Raw genomic sequence first — 20913 nt, forward strand, 5'->3', positions numbered from 1 at the left:
GGTGTGGTGAAATTGATAATGCCAAGAGCCTGGGAAAGTTCCATTTTAAGGGTCCATGACGATGCCATGGACCCTTTGTACAGCAACCACAGGATCGGTCAATTGATCCTTAAACGATCGGCATTACCCCCTGGGGTGCTTTTTTTTTGCCCGGCAGAAGCGGATCAGCCTTTCAGGGCGGCAATACAGGCATCGCGCGGCGCGCTGAGATCGCCTACGCGCACGGTGGACAAGGCGTGGGTTGCGCGCTGGCGGAAGCTGGTGATGGCGGTGTCGCCTTGCACTTCCGGCGGCGCGGTGCAGATGTCATTGAGCGGCAGATTGTTGCCTTGGTTGAGCGCGTGCAACACCGCCGCCGGGTTGTAGATCAGGGCCGCGGAGAGAGCCGATTTGATGCCGGCGGTAAATCCGGCGTTGCCGCCGCCGGCCAGCTTGGGCGCCAGGGCAATCCAGCTGTCGTCCCCCAGCCGGATGCTGTTTTCCACCGCGCTGAACTGCCCGGCCTTGCCCAGCTGCGCCACCACCGGCCGCGCGCCGCGCGCTTCGATATTGTAACCAACCTCCTGTGAATCCAGCGCCATGGCTGAAGCGCTGAAACTGACGGCCAGCAGTACGCCGGCCAACAGGGAAATGGAGCATTTCATGTTCGCTATCCTTATCTCGGTGTCAGGCGCAGCCGCGCCCCGCAATGGTGCTGACTCACTACTATAGCGCGTTGAGGCGGTGAGGAGGGGGGAGGTTGTTACAAAGCGTGGCAGGCTAAAACAGAGGCCCGGCAATCTGCCGGGCCTCTGCTGGTACGGAAGGTTTACACTTCCAGGTAGTTCATGATGCCGTCTGCCGCCTTGCGGCCTTCGGCGATCGCCGTCACCACCAGGTCGGAGCCGCGCACCGCGTCGCCGCCGGCGAAGATTTTCGGGTTGCTGGTCTGGAACGCGTTGTCGCTGCCTTCCGGTGCCAGGATGCGGCCCTGCTTATCGAGCTGCACGTCGTGCGCCGCCAGCCAATCCATGCGGTGCGGGCGGAAACCGAACGCCATCACCACCGCGTCGGCGTCGATCACGTGTTCGGAACCCGGTACCTGCTTCGCCGCCTGACGGCCGTTGGCATCCGGTGCGCCCAGCTGGGTGCGTACCATCTTCACCCCGGCCACGCGGCCGGCGCTGTTCAGTTCGATGCTCAGCGGCTGCAGGTTGAACTGGAAGTCTACCCCTTCTTCCCGAGCGTTCTTCACTTCGCGCTTGGAGCCCGGCATGTTGGCTTCGTCGCGGCGGTAGGCGCAGGTGACCTGCGTCGCGCCCTGGCGCACCGAGGTGCGCACGCAGTCCATGGCGGTATCGCCGCCGCCCAACACCACCACGCGCTTGCCTTCCATGCTGACGTAAGGCTCGTGCTGCTCGGTTTCATACCCCATCAGCTGCTTGGTGTTGGCGATCAGGAACGGCAGCGCGTCGTACACGCCCTGCGCGTCCTCGTTCTCCAGGCCGCCGCGCATTGACTGATAGGTGCCGACGCCGAGGAACACCGCATCGTATTCGTTCAGCAAGGTGTCCATGCTGACGTCTTTGCCCACTTCGGTGTTCAGCTGGAACTCGATGCCCATCTCGCTGAAGATGCCGCGGCGTTTGACCATCACTTCCTTTTCCAGCTTGAAGGCCGGGATACCGAAGGTCAGCAGGCCGCCGATCTCCGGATGACGGTCATATACCACCGCCTTGACGCCGTTGCGGGTCAGCACGTCGGCGCAGGCCAGCCCGGCAGGGCCGGCACCGACGATTGCCACGCGCTTGCCGGTCGGCTGCACGTGCGACATGTCCGGCTTCCAGCCCATCTCGATGGCCTTATCGCTGATGTAGCGCTCGATATTGCCGATGGTGACCGCGCCGAACTCGTCGTTCAGGGTGCAGGAGCCTTCGCACAGGCGATCCTGCGGGCACACGCGGCCGCACACTTCCGGCAGGCTGTTGGTCTGATGCGCCAGGTCTGCCGCTTCCATGATGCGGCCTTCGTTGGCCAGCTTCAGCCAGTTCGGGATGTAGTTGTGCACCGGGCACTTCCACTCGCAATACGGGTTGCCGCAGGACAGACAGCGGTCCGCCTGGGCCTTGGCCTGGGTTTCCGAAAACGGTTCGTAGATCTCGACGAACTCGATTTTGCGGATCTTCAGCGGTTTCTTTGGCGGATCAACACGCTGCAGGTCGATAAATTGATAAACGTTCTGGCTCATTAATGACCTACCTCTTACTGCGCCTGCACCCGCAGCTCGGCTGCGGAACGGCTACGGTGACCCAACAGCGCTTTGACATCGCTGGACTTCGGTTTGACCAGGGCGAACTTCGGTGCCCACTCCGGCCAATTGGCCAGGATCTCTTCCGCGCGGGAAGAGCCGGTCGCCTGCACGTGTTCGGTGATCAGGCCGCGCAGGTGCTCCTCGTGGATCGCCAGCTGATCGACATCCAGCACTTCCACCAGCTCCGGGTTCACGCGTTTGCGGAACTCACCGTCTTCGTCCAGCACGTAGGCGAAGCCGCCGGTCATGCCGGCACCGAAGTTGATGCCGGTTTTACCCAGCACGCAGACGATGCCGCCGGTCATGTATTCGCAGCCGTTGTCGCCGATGCCTTCCACCACGGTGATGGCGCCGGAGTTACGCACCGCGAAGCGTTCGCCCGCGCGGCCGGCGGCGAACAGCTTGCCGCCGGTGGCGCCGTACAGGCAGGTGTTGCCGACGATGCTGGCTTCATGGCTGCGGAAGGCGGAGCCGATCGGCGGACGCACCGCGATGCTGCCGCCGGCCATGCCTTTGCCGACATAGTCGTTGGCGTCGCCGGTCAGGGTCAGCTCGACGCCGCCGGCGTTCCAGACGCCGAAGCTCTGCCCGGCGGTGCCGGAGAAGTGCGCCTTGATCGGATCGGCCGCCATGCCCTGATCGCCGTGCACGTTGGCGATAGCGCCGGACAGCATGGCGCCCACGGAGCGGTCGGTGTTGCGAATGTCGAAGTAGAAGGTTTTACCCTGCTTCGCTTCGATATGCGGCTGCGCCTGCGCCAGCAGCTCTTTGTTCAGCAGGCCCTTGTCGAACGCCGGGTTGCTGCTTTCGGTGCAGTACACCGCTTTGCCCGGGTGCGGCGTGGCGGTTTCCAGCAGCGGCGACAGATCCAGCTTGTTCTGCTTGGCAGAGATGCCGTCCAGCTCGGTCAGGAACTCGGTGCGGCCGATCAGATCCACCAGCTGGCTCACGCCCAGCTGCGCCATGATCTCGCGGGTTTCACGCGCGATAAACTGGAAGTAATTCGTCACGCGTTCCGGCAGGCCGTGGTAGTGATCGCGGCGCAGCTTGTCGTCCTGAGTCGCGACGCCGGTCGCGCAGTTGTTGAGGTGGCAGATACGCAGGTATTTACAGCCCAGCGCCACCATCGGCCCGGTGCCGAAGCCGAAGCTTTCCGCGCCCAGGATCGCCGCCTTGACGATGTCCACGCCGGTTTTCAGGCCGCCGTCCACCTGCAGGCGGATCTTGTGGCGCAGGCCGTTGGCCACCAGCGCCTGCTGGGTTTCCACCAGGCCCAGCTCCCACGGACAGCCGGCGTATTTCACCGAGGAGAGCGGGCTGGCGCCGGTGCCGCCGTCGTAACCGGCGATGGTGATGAGATCGGCATAGGCTTTCGCCACGCCGGTGGCGATGGTGCCGACGCCCGGTTCGGACACCAGTTTCACCGAGATCACCGCCTTCGGGTTGACCTGCTTCAGGTCGAAGATCAGCTGTGCCAGATCTTCGATCGAGTAGATGTCGTGGTGCGGCGGCGGGGAGATCAGGGTCACGCCCGGCACCGAGTAACGCAGTCTGGCGATGTACGGGGTGACCTTGTCGCCCGGCAACTGGCCGCCTTCGCCCGGCTTGGCGCCCTGCGCCACCTTAATCTGGATCACGTCGGCGTTCACCAGGTAGGCCGGCGTCACGCCGAAGCGGCCAGAGGCCACCTGTTTGATGCGCGACACCTTGTTGGTGCGGTAGCGCGCCGGATCTTCGCCGCCTTCGCCGGAGTTGGAGAAGCCGCCGAGGCCGTTCATGGCGATTGCCAGCGACTCGTGCGCTTCCGGGCTCAGGGCGCCGATCGACATCGCCGCGGTGTCGAAGCGTTTGAACAGCGACTCCGCCGGTTCAACCTGATCGACCGGGATCGGTTCACCTTGTGGCGTGATGGCCAGCAGATCGCGCAGCATGGCGACCGGCCGCTCGTTCACCAGCTTGGCGTAGGCCTGATAGTCGCGGTATTCCCCGCTGTGCACCGCTTTTTGCAGCGAGTTCACCACGTCCGGGTTATAGGCGTGGTATTCACCGCCGTGCACGAACTTCAGCAGGCCGCCTTGCTCCAGCGGCTTGCGTTTCAGCCAGGCGCGCTTGGAAAGGTTCTGCAGATCCTGCTGGAAATCGCTGAAGCTGGCGCCGCCGATGCGGCTGACCACGCCCTGGAAGCACAGATCCGCCAGATCGCGGTGCAGGCCGACCGCTTCGAACAGCTTGGAGCAGCGGTAGGAGGCGATGGTCGAGATGCCCATTTTGGACATGATCTTGTACAGGCCTTTGTTGATGCCGTTGCGGTAGTTCAGCATCACGTCGCGGTATTTCTTGTCGATCGCCTGGCTGTCCACCAGCTTGGCCAGGGTTTCATAGGCCAGGTACGGGTAGATGGCGGTCGCGCCGAAGCCGAGCAGCACGGCGAAGTGGTGCGGATCGCGGGCGCTGGCGGTTTCAACGATCAGGTTGGCGTCGCAGCGCAGGCTTTTCTCAACCAGGCGGGTTTGCACGGCGCCAACCGCCATCGGGGCCGGTACCGGCAGGCGGCCGGGCGCGATGGCGCGGTCGGACAGCACCAGCAGCACCGCACCTTCGCGCACCTTGCGTTCCGCTTCGTCGCACAGGGCGCGAATGGTCTGCTCCAGATCCTGTTGTTGCGGGTCGAAGGTCAGATCGAGCGTCTCGGCGCGATAGTATTCGCCTTCCAGCGTGGTGAGCTGTTTGAAATCGGAGTACAGCAGGATCGGCGATTTGAAGCTCAGGCGGTGCGCCTGGCCTTCGGCTTCGCAGAACACGTTCATTTCACGGCCGATGCTGGTGGCCAGCGACATGACGTGCGCTTCGCGCAGCGGATCGATGGGCGGGTTGGTGACCTGCGCGAACTGCTGGCGGAAATAGTCGTAAACGATGCGCGGCCGGCTGGAGAGCACGGCGAACGGGGTATCGTCACCCATCGAACCGGTAGCTTCCTGGCCAATCTCGCCCAGCACGCGGATCACCTGATCCAGCTCTTCGCTGCTGTAGCCGAACTGTTTCTGGTAGGTTTCGAGCTGCGCGTCGTCGAGCTCGCGGCTGCCGACCTGATCGTCCGGCAGATCTTCGAACGGCACCAGGCGTTTGACGTTTTTCTCCATCCACTCTTTATACGGATGGCGGCTTTTCAGATCGTTGTCGGTCTCCGCCGAGTGCAGGATGCGGCCGCTGCGGGTGTCGATCACCATCAGCTCGCCGGGGCCGACGCGGCCTTTTTCCACCACTTCATCCGGCTGATAATCCCAGATGCCGACTTCGGAGGCGCAGGTGATCAGCTTGTCTTTGGTGATCACATAGCGCGCCGGGCGCAGGCCGTTGCGATCGAGGTTACAGGCGGCGTAGCGGCCGTCGGACATCACGATGCCGGCCGGGCCGTCCCACGGCTCCATGTGCATCGAGTTGAAGTCGAAGAAGGCGCGCAGATCGCCGTCCATGTCCGGGTTGTTCTGCCAGGCCGGCGGCACCAGCAGACGCATGGCGCGGATCAGATCCATCCCGCCCGCCAGCAGCAGCTCCAGCATGTTGTCCAGCGAGCTGGAGTCGGAGCCGGTTTCGTTGACGAACGGCGCGGCGGCCTGCAGATCCGGGATCAGCGGCGTTTGGAATTTGTAGGTACGGGCACGCGCCCACTGGCGGTTACCGGTGATGGTGTTGATTTCGCCGTTGTGCGCCAGGTAGCGGAACGGCTGCGCCAGCGGCCAGCGCGGCACGGTGTTGGTGGAGAAGCGCTGGTGGAACAGGCAAATGGCCGATTCCAGGCGCAGGTCCGCCAGATCGAGATAGAAGCGCGGCAGATCCGCAGGCATGCAAAGGCCTTTATAGATCGTCACCAGGTTAGAGAAGCTGCAGACGTAGAAGCTGTTGTCCTGCACGCGTTTCTCGATGCGGCGGCGCGCCACGAACAGGCGGCGTTCCATATCGCGCGGGCGCCAGCCGGCCGGGGCGTTGACGAAGATTTGCTCGATGCGCGGCAGGGAGGAGAGGGCGATTTCACCCAGCACGTCCGGGTTGGTCGGCACTTCACGCCAGCCGACGATCGACAGCGTTTCGTTTTGCAGCTCTTCTTCCACGATACGGCGGCTGAGGCGCGCTTCCTCTTCATCCTGGCTAAGGAACATCATGCCGACGGCGTAGTTCTTGGCCAAACGCCAGCCGCGCTCTTCCGCCACCATGCGGAAGAAGCGATCGGGTTTTTGCAGCAACAGGCCGCAGCCGTCGCCGGTCTTGCCGTCGGCCAGGATCGCGCCGCGGTGCTGCATGCGGGCCAGCGCGTGAATGGCGGTGCGCACCACCTTGTGGCTAGGTTCGCCTTCTATGTGGGCGATCAGGCCGAAACCACAGTTGTCCCTCTCTTGGGATTTATCGTACAACATATCAGTGAACCTCCCCAGGCTCTGCGTGACTCTCACAACCTACTGCGAGGGGGCTTCCCAATTTCAGGCAGAAGTCCAATCAGCAAGTTAACCCCGCCAATCTGCTTTTCCGCCCTCCATCAATGGCCTCTCGTGACGGTCTCACAAGTGGTATAGGACTTGTTTTAAGAGGGAGTCTTAATTACTGCATAAATATGACGAGACGTTTGCCCGTCCAGAAAGCTTCCAGCGGACTTCCAACTTAGCGAGAAAGAATTCGCAGGTCAAATGTGGGCTTAAGATAGATTGTTATCGAATTGATGATGTTTATTTATTTGATAAATAAGTATTTTAATCCATTTTTGCACTATCGTGGGGCAACGACGATCCTCACAGAAGTGTGAGCTGTCTCACTATAGTGCAACCCCTTAATCTCTGCACCATGCTAGTGCGGGGGTTAATGGCGGAGTTTTATTCTATAAGATATTGCTTGCGTAATGTTTATGACTATTTTTCACCGTGTTGTCATATTGCCGCTAACGGTTGCGCGACGATTAGAATAATTCATCAGAATTATACTGAATTGATTTGCATTTATGATGAATAGTTATGCCTGGTGGCGCCTTGCGGGGAAAGCGTTGATCTCTGTCATCGCGGGAAAAGCCGTTTCTTATTAGCATCGCGGCTTTGAACACAGAGAATCACCAAGATTATGCAGTTGCCGCAATTAGTCAATATGTTTGGCACAGATCTCCAGCGCCGCTATGGCGAAAAGATCCATAAACTCACGCTGCACGGCGGATTCAACTGCCCTAACCGCGACGGCACGTTGGGGCGCGGCGGCTGTACGTTCTGCAACGTCGCTTCGTTCGCCGATGAGGCGATGCAGCGGCAAAGTATCGCCGAACAGCTGGCCCAGCAGGCCGCGCGGGTCGACCGGGCGCGGCGCTATCTGGCCTATTTCCAGGCCTATACCAGCACCTATGCGGAGGTCGAACTGTTGGCGTCGATGTATCGGCAGGCGCTTTCGCAGAGCGAGATGGTTGGCCTGTGCGTCGGGACCCGGCCGGACTGCGTGCCGCCCGCCGCGCTGGATCTGCTGACGGGGTATCGCGAGGAGGGTTATGAAGTGTGGCTGGAGCTGGGGCTGCAGACGGCGCACGATAAAACGCTCAAACGCATCAACCGCGGCCATGACTTCCGCTGCTATCAGCAGACCGCACGGCTGGCGCGACAGCGCGGTCTGAAGGTGTGCTGCCATCTGATCGTCGGGCTGCCGGGGGAAACTCAGCGCGATCATCTGCTCACGCTACAGCGGGTGGCTGAGGGCGGCGTAGACGGCATCAAGCTGCATCCGCTGCACGTCGTCACCGGCAGCACCCTGGCGCGGGCGTGGCGCGCCGGGCGTTTGCCCGAACTGGCGCTGGAGGATTACGCCGCCAGCGCCGGGGAGATGATCCGCCACACGCCGGGCGAGGTGGTGTATCACCGCCTGTCCGCCAGCGCCCGCCGGCCCACGCTGCTGGCGCCGCTGTGGTGCGAAAATCGCTGGCGCGGCATGCAGGCGGTGGGCGCTTATCTGCAGCAATACGGCGGGCAGGGCAGCGCGCTGGATGAAAAGCGGCACTACCGCCCTGGAATGCCGCTCTGAAGTGCAATCTTTGCCACACTTCGGCGTTTGCCGCCTTATCTCACCGCTGTTTTACGGTATGATTCAAAAGATTGTGTCTGATGGGAGCCGCTATGAAGCAAATCCGGGTGTTGGCCCAGTACTACGTCGATTTAATGGTGAAACTGGGGTTGGTGCGCTTCTCGCTGCTGCTGGCCTCGGCGCTGGTGGTGCTGGCGATGGTGGTGCAGATGGCGGTGACCATGCTGCTGCGTGGCGAAGTGGAAAGCATCGACGTGGTGCGTTCGATCTTCTTCGGCCTGTTAATCACCCCGTGGGCGGTCTATTTCCTCTCGGTGGTGGTGGAGCAGCTGGAGGAGTCGCGCCAGCGGCTGGCGCGCCTGGTGGACAAGCTGGAGGAGATGCGCCACCGCGATTTGGAGCTCAATCAGCAGCTCAAAGACAATATCAGCCAGCTGAACCAGGAGATCGCCGACCGCATCAAGGCGGAAGAAGAGCGCCTGCAGGTGATGGAAAAGCTGACGGAAGAGATGGAACAGCGTGAACTGGCGCAGATTGAGCTGGGCCAGCAATCGGCGCTGCTGCGCTCCTTCCTCGATGCCTCGCCGGATCTGGTCTACTACCGCAACGAAGACAAAGAGTTTTCCGGCTGCAACCGCGCGATGGAGCTGCTGACCGGCAAGAGCGAGAAGCAGCTGATCGGCCTGACGCCGTACGACGTCTACGGCCGGGAGATTGCCGAAAAGGTCATTGAGACCGACGAGAAGGTGTTCCGTCACAATGTCTCGCTGACCTACGAACAGTGGCTGGTGTATCCCGACGGCCGCAAGGCCTGTTTCGAACTGCGCAAGGTCCCGTTTTACGACCGGGTGGGCAAACGCCACGGGCTGATGGGCTTCGGACGCGATATTACCGAGCGTAAGCGTTACCAGGACGCGCTGGAGAACGCCAGCAGGGAGAAGACCACCTTTATCTCTACCATCAGCCATGAGCTGCGTACGCCGCTTAACGGCATCGTCGGCCTGAGCCGCATCCTGCTCGATACCGAGCTGAACGACGAGCAGCTGAAATACCTGAAGACCATTCACGTCAGCGCCATCACCCTCGGCAATATCTTCAATGACATTATCGAAATGGATAAGCTTGAGCGGCGCAAGGTGCAGCTCGACAACCAGCCGGTGGACTTCACCGGCTTCCTGGCGGATCTGGAAAACCTCTCCGGCCTGTTGGCGCAGCCGAAAGGGCTGCAGTTCATCATGGAGCCGCAAACGCCGCTGCCGCAGCAGATCGTGACCGACGGCACGCGCCTGCGGCAGATTTTGTGGAATCTCATCGGTAACGCGGTGAAATTCACCCAGCAGGGGCAAATCGTGGTGCGCGTGCGGCGCGAGGCGCAGGAGAAGCTGGTGTTCGAGGTGGAAGACTCGGGCATGGGCATTCCGCAGGACGAGCAGGACAAGATCTTCGCCATGTATTACCAGGTGAAAGATCAGCGCGGCGGCCGCCCGGCCACCGGCACCGGCATCGGGCTGGCGGTCTCCAAGCGGCTGGCGCAGAGCATGGGCGGCGACATCACCGTGCGCAGCGAACAGGGGCACGGTTCTTGCTTCACCCTGACCATCCAGGCGCCGGCGGTGCAGGAAGCCGTCAGCGCGGCGCCGGAGGAAGAGGAGCTGCCGTTGCCGGCGCTGCATATCCTGCTGGTGGAGGATATCGAGCTGAACGTGATCGTGGCGCGCTCGGTGCTGGAGAAGTTGGGCAACAGCGTCGAGGTAGCGATGAACGGCCACGACGCGCTGGCGATGTTCAGCCCGGACGATTTCGATCTGGTGCTGCTGGACATCCAGCTGCCGGACATGACCGGGCTGGATATCGCCCGGGCGCTGCGCGAGCGCTACGCCGGGCAGGCGCTGCCGCCGCTGGTGGCCCTGACCGCCAACGTGCTGAAAGACAAAAAAGAGTACCTCGAGGCGGGCATGGACGATGTGCTGAGCAAGCCACTGTCGGTGCCGGCGCTGACCCAGGTCATCAAACACTATTGGGATCATCAACCTTCTCACACTTCAAAGAAAACGGAGCACAAGGCGATGCAGATTAATGAGTCGTTACTCGATACCGCGATGCTGGAACAGTACATGGATCTGGTTGGCCCGCAGCTGATCCACCAGAGCCTGGAGATGTTCGAACAGATGATGCCGGGCTACCTGGCGGTGCTGGACTCCAACATGACGGCGCGCGATCAGAAAGGCATCACCGAGGAAGGGCACAAGATCAAGGGTGCCGCCGGTTCGGTCGGTCTGCGTCACCTGCAGCAGCTGGCGCAACAGATTCAAACGCCGACGCTGCCGGCCTGGTGGGATAACGTGCAGGATTGGGTGGATGAGTTGAAACAAGAGTGGCGCAACGACGTTCAGGTACTGCGGGCTTGGGTAGAGAACGCTGAAAAAAAATGACCCCGACCTAAGCCGGGGTGCGCGAATATTGCGCCAACACCAGGGAAATTGTGAACCTGCGTATTGGTTTCAGTGTTCTGGTCGAGCAGGTTGTAGCGAATTCCTAAACATCATACAGCCAACAACATAGCAAATGTAAGCGCTCTTGTTAGAAGATTCATTAAAATGTGTGATGTAGATTAGTGTTTGTCAACTCCGAGCACGAACCAGTTGACAGCAGCGACGGGAGTAAGAGTGATGAAAAAGGTGGGTGTCGTCCTCAGCGGCAGCGGCGTTTATGACGGTTCGGAGATCCATGAAGCGGTGCTGACGCTGCTGGCGTTGGGCCGTGCCGGCGCGCAGGCGGTGTGCTTTGCGCCCGATAAACCACAATGCCATGTTATTAATCACTTATCAGGTGAGGAGATGGCGGAGTCGCGTAATGTTCTGATCGAATCGGCGCGCATTGCCCGCGGTGCGGTGCAGCCGCTGGCGCTGGCACAGGCCGCGCAGCTGGATGCGCTGATCGTGCCCGGCGGCTTTGGCGCCGCCAAGAACCTCAGCAATTTCGCCGAAGCCGGTGCGGAATGTTGGGTCGATGAAGATTTGGCGCGTCTGACGCGCGAGATGCATAAGGCCAACAAACCAATTGGCCTGATGTGCATCGCGCCGGCGCTGTTGCCGAAGCTGTTGGATCAACAAGCGCGGCTGACCATTGGCAACGATCCGGATCTGGGGGAAGTGATTGACGCCATGGGCGGCGAACCGGTGATTTGCCCGGTGGACGACATCGTGGTGGACAGCGAACACAAGATCGTGACCACGCCGGCCTATATGCTGGCGCCGTCGATCGCGCAGGCGGCCCTCGGCATCGACAAGCTGGTGGCGCGGGTGCTGGAACTGGCTGAATGAGAAAATCGCTCGGCGGATGGCGGCGGCTGCGCCCGTGGTATTGGCTCAAACGCGGTGTCATCGGGGTTATCGGTCTGTGGGTGTTGGGCATTGTGGCCTTCGCCTTCCTGCCGGTGCCGTTTTCCGCCGTGATGGTGGAGCGGCAAGTCAGCGCCTGGCTGCGCGGCGACTTCGGCTACGTCGCCCATTCGGACTGGGTGTCGATGGACGACATCTCGCCGCAAATGGCGCTGGCGGTGATGGCGGCGGAGGATCAGAAGTTTCCCGATCATTGGGGCTTCGACGTGGCGGCCATTGAAAAGGCGCTCAGCCACAACGAGAAGCGCCCGACGCGCATCCGCGGCGCGTCCACGCTGTCGCAGCAAACCGCCAAGAACCTGTTTCTGTGGGATGGCCGCAGCTGGCTACGCAAAGGGCTGGAGGCCGGATTGACGTCGGGCATCGAGCTGGTATGGACCAAGCGGCGCATTCTGACGGTGTATCTGAACATCGTCGAGTTCGGCGACGGGGTGTTCGGCGTGGAAGAGGCTTCACAACGCTTTTTCCATAAGCCGGCCAAACGGCTGAGCGCGGCCGAAGCGGCGATGTTGGCGGCGGTATTGCCGAATCCGCATCGCTTCAGGGCCGATGCGCCGTCCGGCTATGTGATACAGCGACAGCAGTGGATCATGCGCCAGATGCGGCAGCTGGGCGGGGAAGCGTTTTTAAGCGAGAACAAGCTGGACTAAGCGGGCGGGAACGGCAGGGTGCCGCTCCCGCCGAGCGGATTACTTCACATAGGTAAAGGCGGTGGTGACGTGTTTCACGCCGCTGACCTGGCTGGCGATCTGCGCCGCCGACTGCCCTTCCTGCTGCGTGACCAGGCCCAGCAAGAACACTTCGCCGTTTTCGGTGGTGACCTTCACGTTGGACGATTTCACCGTATCGCTGGTGAGCAGCTGCGAACGCACCTTGGTGGTGATCCAGGTGTCGGAGGACGCGGTGCTCAGGCTGACCGGCGTGCCCTGACGGATTTCGTTATACACTTCGGTGGTGCCTTCCACGCCCATGGCGATCTGCTTGGCGCGCGCAGTGAGATCGGCATTAGGCGACTGGCCGGTCAACAGCACTTTGCCCTGATAGGCGGTGGCGACCACCCGGGCATCTTTCTTCAACTGCTGGTCTTTGCTCAGGGCGTTTTCTACCCTGGCTTCCAGCGTGCCGTCATCGACCTGGGTTCCTACGCTGCGCGGGTCGGTGGCGGTTTTGGTGGCGACGGCCGCACTGCCGACGACGACGCCGGCGATACAGCCTTGCAACAGCAGGGCGCTGGACAGCACTGCAAATGTGGCTTTCAGCTTCATCTCAGTTCCTTAATCGTCCTGGTGGGGGAATAACGTATTGTCTATCAGGTCGCACAGGCAGTTTACGGTCAGCATATGCATTTCCTGAATGCGCGAGCTGCGGTGCGACGGGATGCGGATCTCGACATCCTGCTGGCCAAGCAACCCGGCCAACTCGCCGCCGTCGTAGCCGGTGAGTGCGACGATGGTCATATCGCGCGTCACGGCTGCCTCGACCGCCTTCACAATATCACGGCTATTGCCGCGGGTGGAAATCGCCAGCAGCACGTCGCCGGTGTGCCCGAGCGCGCGCACCTGCTTGGCGTACACTTCATCGTGCAGCCGATCGTTGCTGATCGCCGTCAGCACCACGTTGTCGGCGTTGAGGGCGATGGCCGGCAGGCTGGGGCGCTCGGTTTCAAAGCGGTTGATCATGCTGGCGGCAAAGTGCTGCGCGTTGGCCGCCGAGGTGCCGTTGCCGCAGCACAGGATTTTGTTGCCGTTGAGTAAGGATTGAACCAGCGTCATCGCAGCGCGGGAAATGGCGTCAGGCAACGCTTCCGCCGCCGCGATCTGGGTTTGGATGCTTTCGGTAAAACAGACTTTAATTCTATCCAGCACGTTGTATTAATCCACTAAGTCAAAGGGCCGGTCTGCGCCGCAAAACCCCGATTAATCCGCATTGAAGGCGTTGGGTATCCATTCTAACTGGCTACCGGTAATGGCCAAAACATCAAAACGGCAAGATGATGTGTCAAAACTGGCGCCGCGCCCCGCCAGCCAGACGGCGGCGGCGTGCAGCAGCCGCTGTTGCTTGCGAGCGGTGACGCTGGCGGCCGCGCTGCCGAAGGCGTCGTTGCGGCGGTAGCGCACTTCGACGAACACCCAGGTGGCGCCGTCGCGCATGATGAGGTCGAGCTCACCGCCGCGCACCGCGACGTTGGCGGCGCAGAAGGTGAGCCCGGCGTGTTCCAGGTGACGGCGGGCCAGCAACTCATAGCCCGCCCCGGAGGCGCGTGGGTTCAAGAGACCGGAACGACCGTACCCTGACGGTATTGCAGCCAAGGCAGCTTGCGGTTGATCACGCAGTTCGGCGACGCGCTCAGCGTGCCGGTGGTGCCGGAAACCTGGAAGCCCGGCAGCTGACGCATTTCAGCAAAGTGGTTGGCCAATGTCCAGGCATCCATCCCCATCGCATACAGGCGTACCAGCGAGTAGTCGTTGCGGAAACGCGCGCTGGCCTGCTGCAACAGCTGAGGGTTTGCGCCCGCCAGCAGCGGGATATCGCTGAACTGCAGGCCTTCCATTTCCAGACGGAAGTCCGGGCCGGCGCCGGCCTGGTAGCTACGCGAGCTGGCGTACATCGCCGGCTTGCCGCGCGAGCTGGTGGCCATGTCGATCATCGGTTTGATCAGCGTCAGCTGAGACTGGGTGGCGACGATATACACCGCGTCGACGCTGCCGCCGGTTGCGGCGGGCACGTCGCTCGGTGGCGCCGGAATGGTCAGCCCGGCGATGGTCACGCTCTGCGGCGCCGGGGCGCTCGATAGCGGCGTGCCGGTCATGCGGATGCCGCCGCTGTTGACCATCTGGCGCAGTTCGCCGGCGGAGCCGATGTCCTGACGCAGCACGGTTTGCCCGCCTTGCTTCTGCCATTCCTGGTTAAAGGCCTTGGCGACGCGATCGCCGAAGGCGCCGCGCGGCACCAGCAGCAGCGGTTGACGCTTCTGCTGTTCCCAGATGTGGCGGGCGGCGTCGCGCGCTTCATCTTCCGGCGACAGGGCGAAGTAACAGATGTTCAGGTTGTCCTTCGGCGTTTCCGGCTGGTTGAGCGCCAGCACGTTCAGCGTGGTGGTGCTGGCGGACAGCTGATCGACGTTCTCTTTCAGCAGCGGGCCGACCACCAGGGTGGCGCCATCCTGCTGCGCCTGGCTCAGCAAGGCGGCCAGCGGCTGGCTGGTGGTGTCGTACACTTTGACCTGCGCGTTGGCGGCCTGCAGCGGCGTTACCGGCGCGCTGGACGGCGCGGCCGGCTGCGCGGCGGTCACGGCAGGCTGGCTCTCTTGCGCCGAAGGGCTGACCGCGCCGTTGGCGTTGATGTCACCCGCGGCGGCCTGATCGGCCGGCGCCGTTGGGGCCGGCGCGCTGGCCGGTTGCGCGGCTTGCGGCTGCGGTGCCGGTGCGTAGCCGCCGTTTTTCGCCGCTTCGAATCCTTGCTGGATAGCGTCGGCGAACACTTTCGCCTGGCCGTTCAACGGCAGCAGCAGGGCAATTTTCGAGGTGGAGGCCTGGGTGAAGTTCAGCACCTGATTCAGGCGAGCGGGCAGCGTTTTGGCCGCCGGGTTTTTCGGATACCGGTTCTGCCAGTCTTTGATGCCGGCCTTCAGCAGATCGGGATCCTGCTTGTTGTCCTGATAGACGCGCAGCAGATCCAGCCAACCTTGCAGCACGTTCTCGTCGGCGTTGATCACCAGGCTGTTCATCTCCTGCGGCGACAGCTGCAGCAGCGCCTGCCAGGTCTGGTCGAGGTTGTCCTGGTGCGGTTTGCCGGTCAGCAACGGCTCCTGAGCGATATAGGCGCGGATCAAGGGCAGCGACGCTTTGCCCTGATTGGCGGCGATCTGCGCCTGGTAATAGCGCACCTTCTGATTCGGCGACAGCGAACCGCTGTCCAGCTGGCCCAGCGTGCTGCGGGCGCTGACGTAGCTCTTGTTGGCGATCTGCAGCTCGGCGGTCAGCAGCTGGCGTTCCGTCTGCAGCACGCCGCTGAGGTTTTTCGGCAGCTGGTTCAACTGGTCGCCGGCCTGCGGCAGTTTTCCTTCACGCAGCAAGGCGCGAATAGCAAGTAATTGCCAGTCAGCCTTGTTATCATCGCTGCTTTGCTGCAACTGCTGCAGGTAGTAATCGGAGCTGGCGCTCGCTTCGTCCTGTATATTGGCGGGCGGCGTTTGCGGGGCCTGACTTGGACAGCCTGCCAGGAAAAGGGCGGCCGCGATGACTGCGGTAAGCCGGACAGGCTTGGAACGCCCTGCTTTGGTACGAACGAATGTTGAGGAAAGCATACTGTATCCAGTGATGTTTTTTTCAAGATGCTCAATATTAAATCGGCAACCCGGATGAAACAATGAATCAACACCAACAATCAGTCATTTCTGCATCAACGCTGTATGTGGTGCCCACTCCCATCGGCAATCTGGGCGATATCACCCACCGCGCGTTAGAGGTACTGAAAAGCGTTGATCTGATCGCGGCGGAAGACACGCGCCATACCGGATTGCTGCTGCAACACTTCGCGATCAACGCGCGTCTGTTCGCGCTGCACGATCACAACGAACAGCAAAAGGCCGATCAGCTGCTGGCGAAACTGCAGGAAGGCCAGAGCATCGCGCTGGTGTCTGACGCCGGCACGCCGCTGATCAACGATCCCGGTTATCACCTGGTGCGCCGCTGCCGCGAGGCCGGCATTCGCGTGGTGCCGCTGCCGGGCGCCTGCGCCGCCACCACCGCGCTGTGCGCCGCGGGCGTCGCTTCCGACCGCTTCTGCTACGAAGGCTTCCTGCCGGCGAAAACCAAGGGGCGCAAGGATACGCTGATGGCGCTGGCGGAGGAACCGCGCACGCTGATTTTCTACGAATCCACTCACCGCCTGCTGGAAAGCCTGCAGGACATGGTCACCGTCTGGGGCCCGCAGCGCTATGTGGTGCTGGCGCGCGAGCTGACTAAAACCTGGGAGTCCATCCACGGCGCGCCGGTGGGGGAGCTGCTGGCGTGGGTGCAGGAAGATGAGGTGCGCCGCCGCGGCGAGATGGTGCTGATCGTCGAAGGCCACAAGGCGCAGGAGGATGCGCTGCCGCTCGAGGCGCTGCGCACGCTGGCGCTGCTGCAAAAAGAGCTGCCGCTGAAAAAGGCGGCGGCGCTGGCGGCGGAGATCCACGGCGTGAAGAAAAATGCGCTGTATAAGCACGCGCTGGAGCAACAACAGCCGTAAAGCGGTTGACCTGCCGCCGCCGCAACGCTACTATCCGCGCCGGAGTTGACCAGACAGTCGCCGCTTCATTGCCGTCCTCTTCGGGGAGACAGATGGAGGGGAGGAAAGTCCGGGCTCCATAGGGCAGGGTGCCAGGTAACGCCTGGGAGGCGCAAGCCTACGACTAGTGCAACAGAGAGCAAACCGCCGATGGCCCGCGCAAGCGGGATCAGGTAAGGGTGAAAGGGTGCGGTAAGAGCGCACCGCGCGGCTGGCAACAGTTCGTGGCACGGTAAACTCCACCCGGAGCAAGGCCAAATAGGGGTTCACATGGTACGGCCCGTACTGAACCCGGGTAGGCTGCTTGAGCCAGTGAGCGATTGCTGGCCTAGAGGAATGACTGTCCACGACAGAACCCGGCTTACCGGTCAACTCCCTCGACAAAAGAAAACCCCGCGCAACGTCAGTTGCGCGGGGTTTTTCGTTTTCCGGCCGACTTACACCGGCAGATCGATCAGCAGCGCGCGCAGCGGCGTCTCGGCGCGGATCGTCAGGCGATTCTCCTCGCGCACGAAGGCGCCGTCGCCGCAGATCAGGCGTTGCTCTTCGTGGCGCTCGCCGGTGGCGGCGAGGGTGCCGTGAATCGACTGCAGATAGGCGCGCGGCCCGTTAATCGTCAGCGTCAGCTGTTCACCCGCTTGCAGGTCGAGATGATGGATCCACACCTGCTGGCGCAGCTGCAGGCTGCCCTGCGCGCCGTCCGGCGAGGCCAGCAGCAGGTTGCCTGCCGTCGGCAGCGTCAGGCGCTGCACCCGCTCGTTGTTGCGTTCCGGGCAGGCATCCAGCCACAGCTGCAGGCGGGTCAGCGGCGTGTCGCTGCTGACGTTCTGCTCGCTGTAGCTCAGGCCCGGCTGGGTGGCCAACAGCAGCGCTTCGCCGGCTTTGGCGCGCGCGGTGTTGCCGTCGCTGTCGCGGTATTCCGCCTCGCCCTGCAGGATCAGGTTCAGGATATCCACGCTGGGATAGGTGCGCGGCTGGAACGACGCGCCCGGCGCCAGCACCTCCTGATTCAGCACCCGCAGCGACGCGTAGCCCATCAGTTTGGGATCGAAGTAGTGACCAAAGGAAAAGGTGTAGCGAGCCTGCAGCCAACCAAAGTCAGCTTGCCCGCATTGTTGTGCTGTTCTGCATGTAATCATGGCAATCGGCTCTCTAAATTCATTATCCAAATGGTAAGCATCTGGACGTCGGATTGTTAGCCAGTTAATCTGGTCGGCATATTCAAATTTCCTGACAGAGGGATGCGATGGCCAGAGATCGGGCGCTCACGCTTGAGGCACTGAGAGTCATGGACGCGATCGACCGGCGCGGCAGCTTCGCCGCGGCCGCCGACGAATTGGGCCGGGTGCCGTCGGCGCTCAGCTACACCATGCAAAAATTGGAAGAAGAATTGGACGTGGTGCTGTTCGACCGTTCGGGCCACCGCACCAAGTTCACCAACGTGGGGCGTATGTTGCTGGAGCGCGGGCGGGTGCTGCTGGAAGCGGCCGACAAGCTGACCACCGACGCCGAGGCGCTGGCGCGCGGTTGGGAAACCCACCTGACTATCGTCAGCGAAGCGCTGTCGCCGCCGAGCCTGCTGTTCCCGCTGGTCGACAAGCTGGCGCTGAAGGCCAACACCCAGGTGTCGATTTTCACCGAGGTGCTGGCGGGCGCCTGGGAGCGGCTGGAACAGGGGCGAGCCGACATCGTGATCGCACCGGACATGCATTTCCGCGCGTCGTCGGAGATCAACACCCGCAAACTGTACAAGGTGATGAGCGTTTACGTCGCCGCGCCGGATCACCCGATCCACCTGGAGCCGGAGCCGCTGTCCGAGGTGACCCGCGTGAAGTACCGCGGCATTGCGGTGGCGGATACCGCCCGCGAGCGCCCGGTGTTGACCGTGCAGCTGCTGGATAAGCAGCAGCGTCTGACGGTGAGCACCATCGAAGACAAGCGTCTGGCGCTGTTGGCCGGGCTGGGGGTGGCGACCATGCCGTATCCGATGGTGGAGAAAGATATCGAGGCCGGGCGGCTGCGCGTGGTGGGGCCGGAATACAGCCGCGAAGCCGATATCATCATGGCCTGGCGGCGCGACAGCATGGGGGAGGCGAAAGCCTGGTTCCTGCGCGAAATTCCGCGCCTGTTCGCGCAGCGTTAACGTCGGTTGGATGACATCCCCTTGCCGGGCGGCAAGGGGATTTTTTTTGCCTTAGCCGAAGCGCCGGTCGCGGCCGTGCGGCTCGTCCAGATCCTGCGCCGGCCCGACGGAAATGATGCCGTACGGGTTGATGGTGGCGTGGCTGCGGTAGTAGTGGTTGCGAATGTGCGGCAGGCTGACCGTCTCGGCGATGCCCGGCATCTGGTAGATGTCGCGCAGGAAGCCGTACAGGTTGAGGTAGTCGCTGATGCGGTGTTTGTCGCACTTGAAGTGGGTGACGTACACCGGATCGAAGCGCACCAGCGTGGTCCACAGACGCAGGTCGGCCTCGGTCAGCCGATCGCCGGTCAGGTAGCGGTGCTGCCCCAGGATTTGTTCCAGGCGCTCCAGCGCGCTAAATACTCCGCTGACCGCTTCGTCATACGCTTCCTGGCTGGTGGCGAAACCGGCTTTGTACACGCCGTTGTTTACCCGATCGTAAATCCACCCGTTCAGCTCATCGATTTTGCCGCGCAGCTCGGCCGGATAATAATCGCCCGCGCGGGCGCCCACGCCGTCAAACGCGCTGTTGAACATGCGGATGATATCGGCGGATTCATTGCTGACGATGGTTTGCCGCTGTTTATCCCACAGCACCGGCACGGTCACGCGCCCGCTGTAGTGCGGATCGGCGCGCAGATAGATCTGGTACAGGAAATCGGCGTGATACAACGGATCGCCGGTGGTTTCAGGAAAATCCTGGCCGAAGGTCCAGCCGTTTTCCAACATCAGCGGGTGCACCACCGAAACCGGGATGATTTGCTCCAGCCCTTTGAGTTTGCGCATCAGCAGCGTGCGGTGTGCCCAGGGGCAGGCGAGGGAAACGTACAGGTGATAACGGCCCGCTTCGGCCTGGAAGCCGCCCGCGCCATGTTCGCCCGGCTGACCGTCGGCGGTCACCCAATTGCGAAACTGAGCGGTTGAACGCTTGAAACGGCCGCCGGTAGATTTCGTGTCATACCAGATGTCTTGCCAAACGCCATCGACGAGTTGTCCCATGGGAATCTCCTTGGTGTCCGAGTGAAAAGCGACAGGGCCCGGCATGCCGGGCCCTGAATGACAGTTTAGATTACCATTTCTTGTTCAGAAGACGGTCGATGCTGAAGCCGCCCGGGCCTGCGACCGCCAGTACGATGAAACCGCCGGCGATGGTCAGGTTTTTCATGAACATCAGCTGGTTTACACCTTCCGCAAAGTCAGTGTGGAACAGCAGTGCGGTCAGGATGGTGAAACCGGCAGTGAACAGCGCCACGGTGCGGGTCAGGAAACCGAACAGGATCGCCAGACCGCCGCCAAACTCCAGCAGGATGGTCAGCGGCAGCAAGAAGCCAGGCACGCCCATCGATTGCATGTACTGTTGGGTACCGGCATAGGCGTCACCCATTTTGCCGTAGCCTGCCACGATAAACAGGATTGGCATCAGAATACGAGCAACCAGCAAACCTGTATCTTCTAATTTTTTCATCATCTACTCCAAAGTGTTTTTGTGCGCCTGTTCGGCGGTAGTCATATCAACGGGCGGAATAACGGGGCTTCTCACCCGGTTCGGCCCATATCGTATTGATGGAGTGAATGTTAAGCGGGAAGTGCTCAGGTTGTTAGCAAGTAATACTGTCGTATTTTTTCAAAAAATATGAACGTTTAGCCTGCTAATAAATTGACCGAAGTCAGCAGGTTGCCCGGCCCCTGGCATTTGAAGCGGGGTTTTGCGGTAAAAACGAGGGCCG

Annotated in this window: 16 protein-coding genes and 1 other RNA gene; 7 read left to right on the forward strand and 10 right to left on the reverse strand. The window is 61.8% G+C overall.

Features of this window, described 5'->3' with window-relative positions; all coding sequences use genetic code 11:
• Positions 1–164: 164 nt before the first annotated feature.
• The 3 genes from M6G53_RS17610 to gltB all read right to left on the reverse strand — a co-directional run bounded on the left by M6G53_RS17610 (position 165) and on the right by gltB (position 6702).
• Complete coding sequence (locus M6G53_RS17610) at positions 165–644, reverse strand: hypothetical protein (protein ID WP_253333367.1); 480 nt, start codon at positions 642–644, stop codon at positions 165–167.
• A 164-nt stretch (positions 645–808) separates the two neighbouring features.
• Positions 809–2227, reverse strand: coding sequence for a glutamate synthase small subunit (locus M6G53_RS17615; protein WP_253333369.1), 1419 nt, complete (start codon positions 2225–2227; stop codon positions 809–811).
• Between the two features lie 14 nt (positions 2228–2241).
• A complete protein-coding gene (gltB, locus tag M6G53_RS17620) occupies positions 2242–6702 on the reverse strand; it encodes a glutamate synthase large subunit (protein ID WP_253333372.1) in 4461 nt (1486 codons plus the stop codon).
• A gap of 691 nt (positions 6703–7393) precedes the next feature.
• Between gltB and mnmL the strand changes: the two genes are divergently transcribed.
• The 4 genes from mnmL to mtgA all read left to right on the forward strand — a co-directional run bounded on the left by mnmL (position 7394) and on the right by mtgA (position 12383).
• Positions 7394–8332 (forward strand): tRNA modification radical SAM protein MnmL/YtqA, encoded by a 939-nt coding sequence (mnmL, locus tag M6G53_RS17625; protein ID WP_253333374.1) that lies wholly within the window; start codon positions 7394–7396, stop codon positions 8330–8332.
• A 92-nt stretch (positions 8333–8424) separates the two neighbouring features.
• Positions 8425–10764, forward strand: coding sequence for an aerobic respiration two-component sensor histidine kinase ArcB (arcB, locus tag M6G53_RS17630; protein WP_253333376.1), 2340 nt, complete (start codon positions 8425–8427; stop codon positions 10762–10764).
• A gap of 237 nt (positions 10765–11001) precedes the next feature.
• Positions 11002–11655: an isoprenoid biosynthesis glyoxalase ElbB gene (gene elbB / locus M6G53_RS17635; protein ID WP_253333378.1), complete on the forward strand. Its 654-nt coding sequence runs from the start codon at positions 11002–11004 to the stop codon at positions 11653–11655.
• Positions 11652–12383: a monofunctional biosynthetic peptidoglycan transglycosylase gene (mtgA, locus tag M6G53_RS17640; RefSeq protein ID WP_253333380.1), complete on the forward strand. Its 732-nt coding sequence runs from the start codon at positions 11652–11654 to the stop codon at positions 12381–12383. Before elbB ends, mtgA begins: the two co-directional genes overlap by 4 nt.
• Before the next feature lie 39 nt (positions 12384–12422).
• Here mtgA and dolP read toward each other — a convergent pair whose 3' ends face one another.
• The 4 genes from dolP to M6G53_RS17660 are packed head-to-tail and all read right to left on the reverse strand — an operon-like array spanning position 12423 to position 16039.
• Positions 12423–12998: a division/outer membrane stress-associated lipid-binding lipoprotein gene (gene dolP / locus M6G53_RS17645; protein ID WP_219228777.1), complete on the reverse strand. Its 576-nt coding sequence runs from the start codon at positions 12996–12998 to the stop codon at positions 12423–12425.
• A 9-nt stretch (positions 12999–13007) separates the two neighbouring features.
• Positions 13008–13598, reverse strand: a complete 591-nt coding sequence (gene diaA, locus M6G53_RS17650) for a DnaA initiator-associating protein DiaA (RefSeq protein WP_004937103.1) — start codon at positions 13596–13598, stop codon at positions 13008–13010.
• A 51-nt stretch (positions 13599–13649) separates the two neighbouring features.
• Complete coding sequence (locus tag M6G53_RS17655) at positions 13650–14003, reverse strand: YraN family protein (protein ID WP_088776049.1); 354 nt, start codon at positions 14001–14003, stop codon at positions 13650–13652.
• The gene (locus tag M6G53_RS17660; protein ID WP_253333382.1) at positions 14000–16039 is read right to left on the reverse strand and encodes a penicillin-binding protein activator; all 2040 of its coding nucleotides are present in this window, start codon (positions 16037–16039) and stop codon (positions 14000–14002) included. Before M6G53_RS17660 ends, M6G53_RS17655 begins: the two co-directional genes overlap by 4 nt.
• 62 nt (positions 16040–16101) lie before the next feature.
• Between M6G53_RS17660 and rsmI the strand changes: the two genes are divergently transcribed.
• Both rsmI and rnpB read left to right on the forward strand, forming a co-directional pair.
• Complete coding sequence (gene rsmI, locus M6G53_RS17665) at positions 16102–16965, forward strand: 16S rRNA (cytidine(1402)-2'-O)-methyltransferase (RefSeq protein WP_004937108.1); 864 nt, start codon at positions 16102–16104, stop codon at positions 16963–16965.
• A gap of 41 nt (positions 16966–17006) precedes the next feature.
• Positions 17007–17384: RNase P RNA component class A (gene rnpB, locus M6G53_RS17670), an RNA gene on the forward strand.
• A 57-nt stretch (positions 17385–17441) separates the two neighbouring features.
• On the opposite strand, the gene M6G53_RS17675 is transcribed toward rnpB, so the two are convergent.
• The gene (locus tag M6G53_RS17675) at positions 17442–18143 is read right to left on the reverse strand and encodes a pirin family protein (RefSeq protein ID WP_253333384.1); all 702 of its coding nucleotides are present in this window, start codon (positions 18141–18143) and stop codon (positions 17442–17444) included.
• A gap of 107 nt (positions 18144–18250) precedes the next feature.
• Between M6G53_RS17675 and M6G53_RS17680 the strand changes: the two genes are divergently transcribed.
• On the forward strand, positions 18251–19147 hold the full coding sequence (locus tag M6G53_RS17680) for a LysR family transcriptional regulator (protein WP_025304355.1): 897 nt from the start codon (positions 18251–18253) through the stop codon (positions 19145–19147).
• A 51-nt stretch (positions 19148–19198) separates the two neighbouring features.
• On the opposite strand, the gene M6G53_RS17685 is transcribed toward M6G53_RS17680, so the two are convergent.
• Together M6G53_RS17685 and M6G53_RS17690 are read right to left on the reverse strand one after the other, a co-directional pair.
• Positions 19199–20185: a glutathione S-transferase family protein gene (locus M6G53_RS17685; RefSeq protein WP_253333386.1), complete on the reverse strand. Its 987-nt coding sequence runs from the start codon at positions 20183–20185 to the stop codon at positions 19199–19201.
• A 70-nt stretch (positions 20186–20255) separates the two neighbouring features.
• Positions 20256–20651 carry a DoxX family protein gene (locus M6G53_RS17690; RefSeq protein ID WP_004937119.1) on the reverse strand — a complete coding sequence of 132 codons (396 nt, stop codon included), beginning with the start codon at positions 20649–20651 and terminating at the stop codon, positions 20256–20258.
• Positions 20652–20913 lie beyond the last annotated feature (262 nt).

Origin of the sequence: Serratia nevei, assembly GCF_024160145.1 — a bacterium.
In the GTDB taxonomy this organism is placed as follows: Bacteria; Pseudomonadota; Gammaproteobacteria; order Enterobacterales; family Enterobacteriaceae; genus Serratia; species Serratia nevei_A.

Excerpts from the sequence above, each read along its gene's own strand:
- mnmL (WP_253333374.1), top strand. The coding sequence starts at position 7,394 with ATGCAGTTGCCGCAATTAGTCAATATGTTTGGCACAGATCTCCAGCGC.
- gltB (WP_253333372.1), bottom strand. The coding sequence starts at position 6,702 with ATGTTGTACGATAAATCCCAAGAGAGGGACAACTGTGGTTTCGGCCTG.
- M6G53_RS17690 (WP_004937119.1), bottom strand. The coding sequence starts at position 20,651 with ATGAAAAAATTAGAAGATACAGGTTTGCTGGTTGCTCGTATTCTGATG.
- mtgA (WP_253333380.1), top strand. The coding sequence starts at position 11,652 with ATGAGAAAATCGCTCGGCGGATGGCGGCGGCTGCGCCCGTGGTATTGG.
- rsmI (WP_004937108.1), top strand. The coding sequence starts at position 16,102 with ATGAATCAACACCAACAATCAGTCATTTCTGCATCAACGCTGTATGTG.
- dolP (WP_219228777.1), bottom strand. The coding sequence starts at position 12,998 with ATGAAGCTGAAAGCCACATTTGCAGTGCTGTCCAGCGCCCTGCTGTTG.
- M6G53_RS17685 (WP_253333386.1), bottom strand. The coding sequence starts at position 20,185 with ATGGGACAACTCGTCGATGGCGTTTGGCAAGACATCTGGTATGACACG.
- M6G53_RS17675 (WP_253333384.1), bottom strand. The coding sequence starts at position 18,143 with ATGATTACATGCAGAACAGCACAACAATGCGGGCAAGCTGACTTTGGT.
- M6G53_RS17615 (WP_253333369.1), bottom strand. The coding sequence starts at position 2,227 with ATGAGCCAGAACGTTTATCAATTTATCGACCTGCAGCGTGTTGATCCG.
- elbB (WP_253333378.1), top strand. The coding sequence starts at position 11,002 with ATGAAAAAGGTGGGTGTCGTCCTCAGCGGCAGCGGCGTTTATGACGGT.
- M6G53_RS17610 (WP_253333367.1), bottom strand. The coding sequence starts at position 644 with ATGAAATGCTCCATTTCCCTGTTGGCCGGCGTACTGCTGGCCGTCAGT.
- M6G53_RS17680 (WP_025304355.1), top strand. The coding sequence starts at position 18,251 with ATGGCCAGAGATCGGGCGCTCACGCTTGAGGCACTGAGAGTCATGGAC.
- arcB (WP_253333376.1), top strand. The coding sequence starts at position 8,425 with ATGAAGCAAATCCGGGTGTTGGCCCAGTACTACGTCGATTTAATGGTG.
- M6G53_RS17660 (WP_253333382.1), bottom strand. The coding sequence starts at position 16,039 with ATGCTTTCCTCAACATTCGTTCGTACCAAAGCAGGGCGTTCCAAGCCT.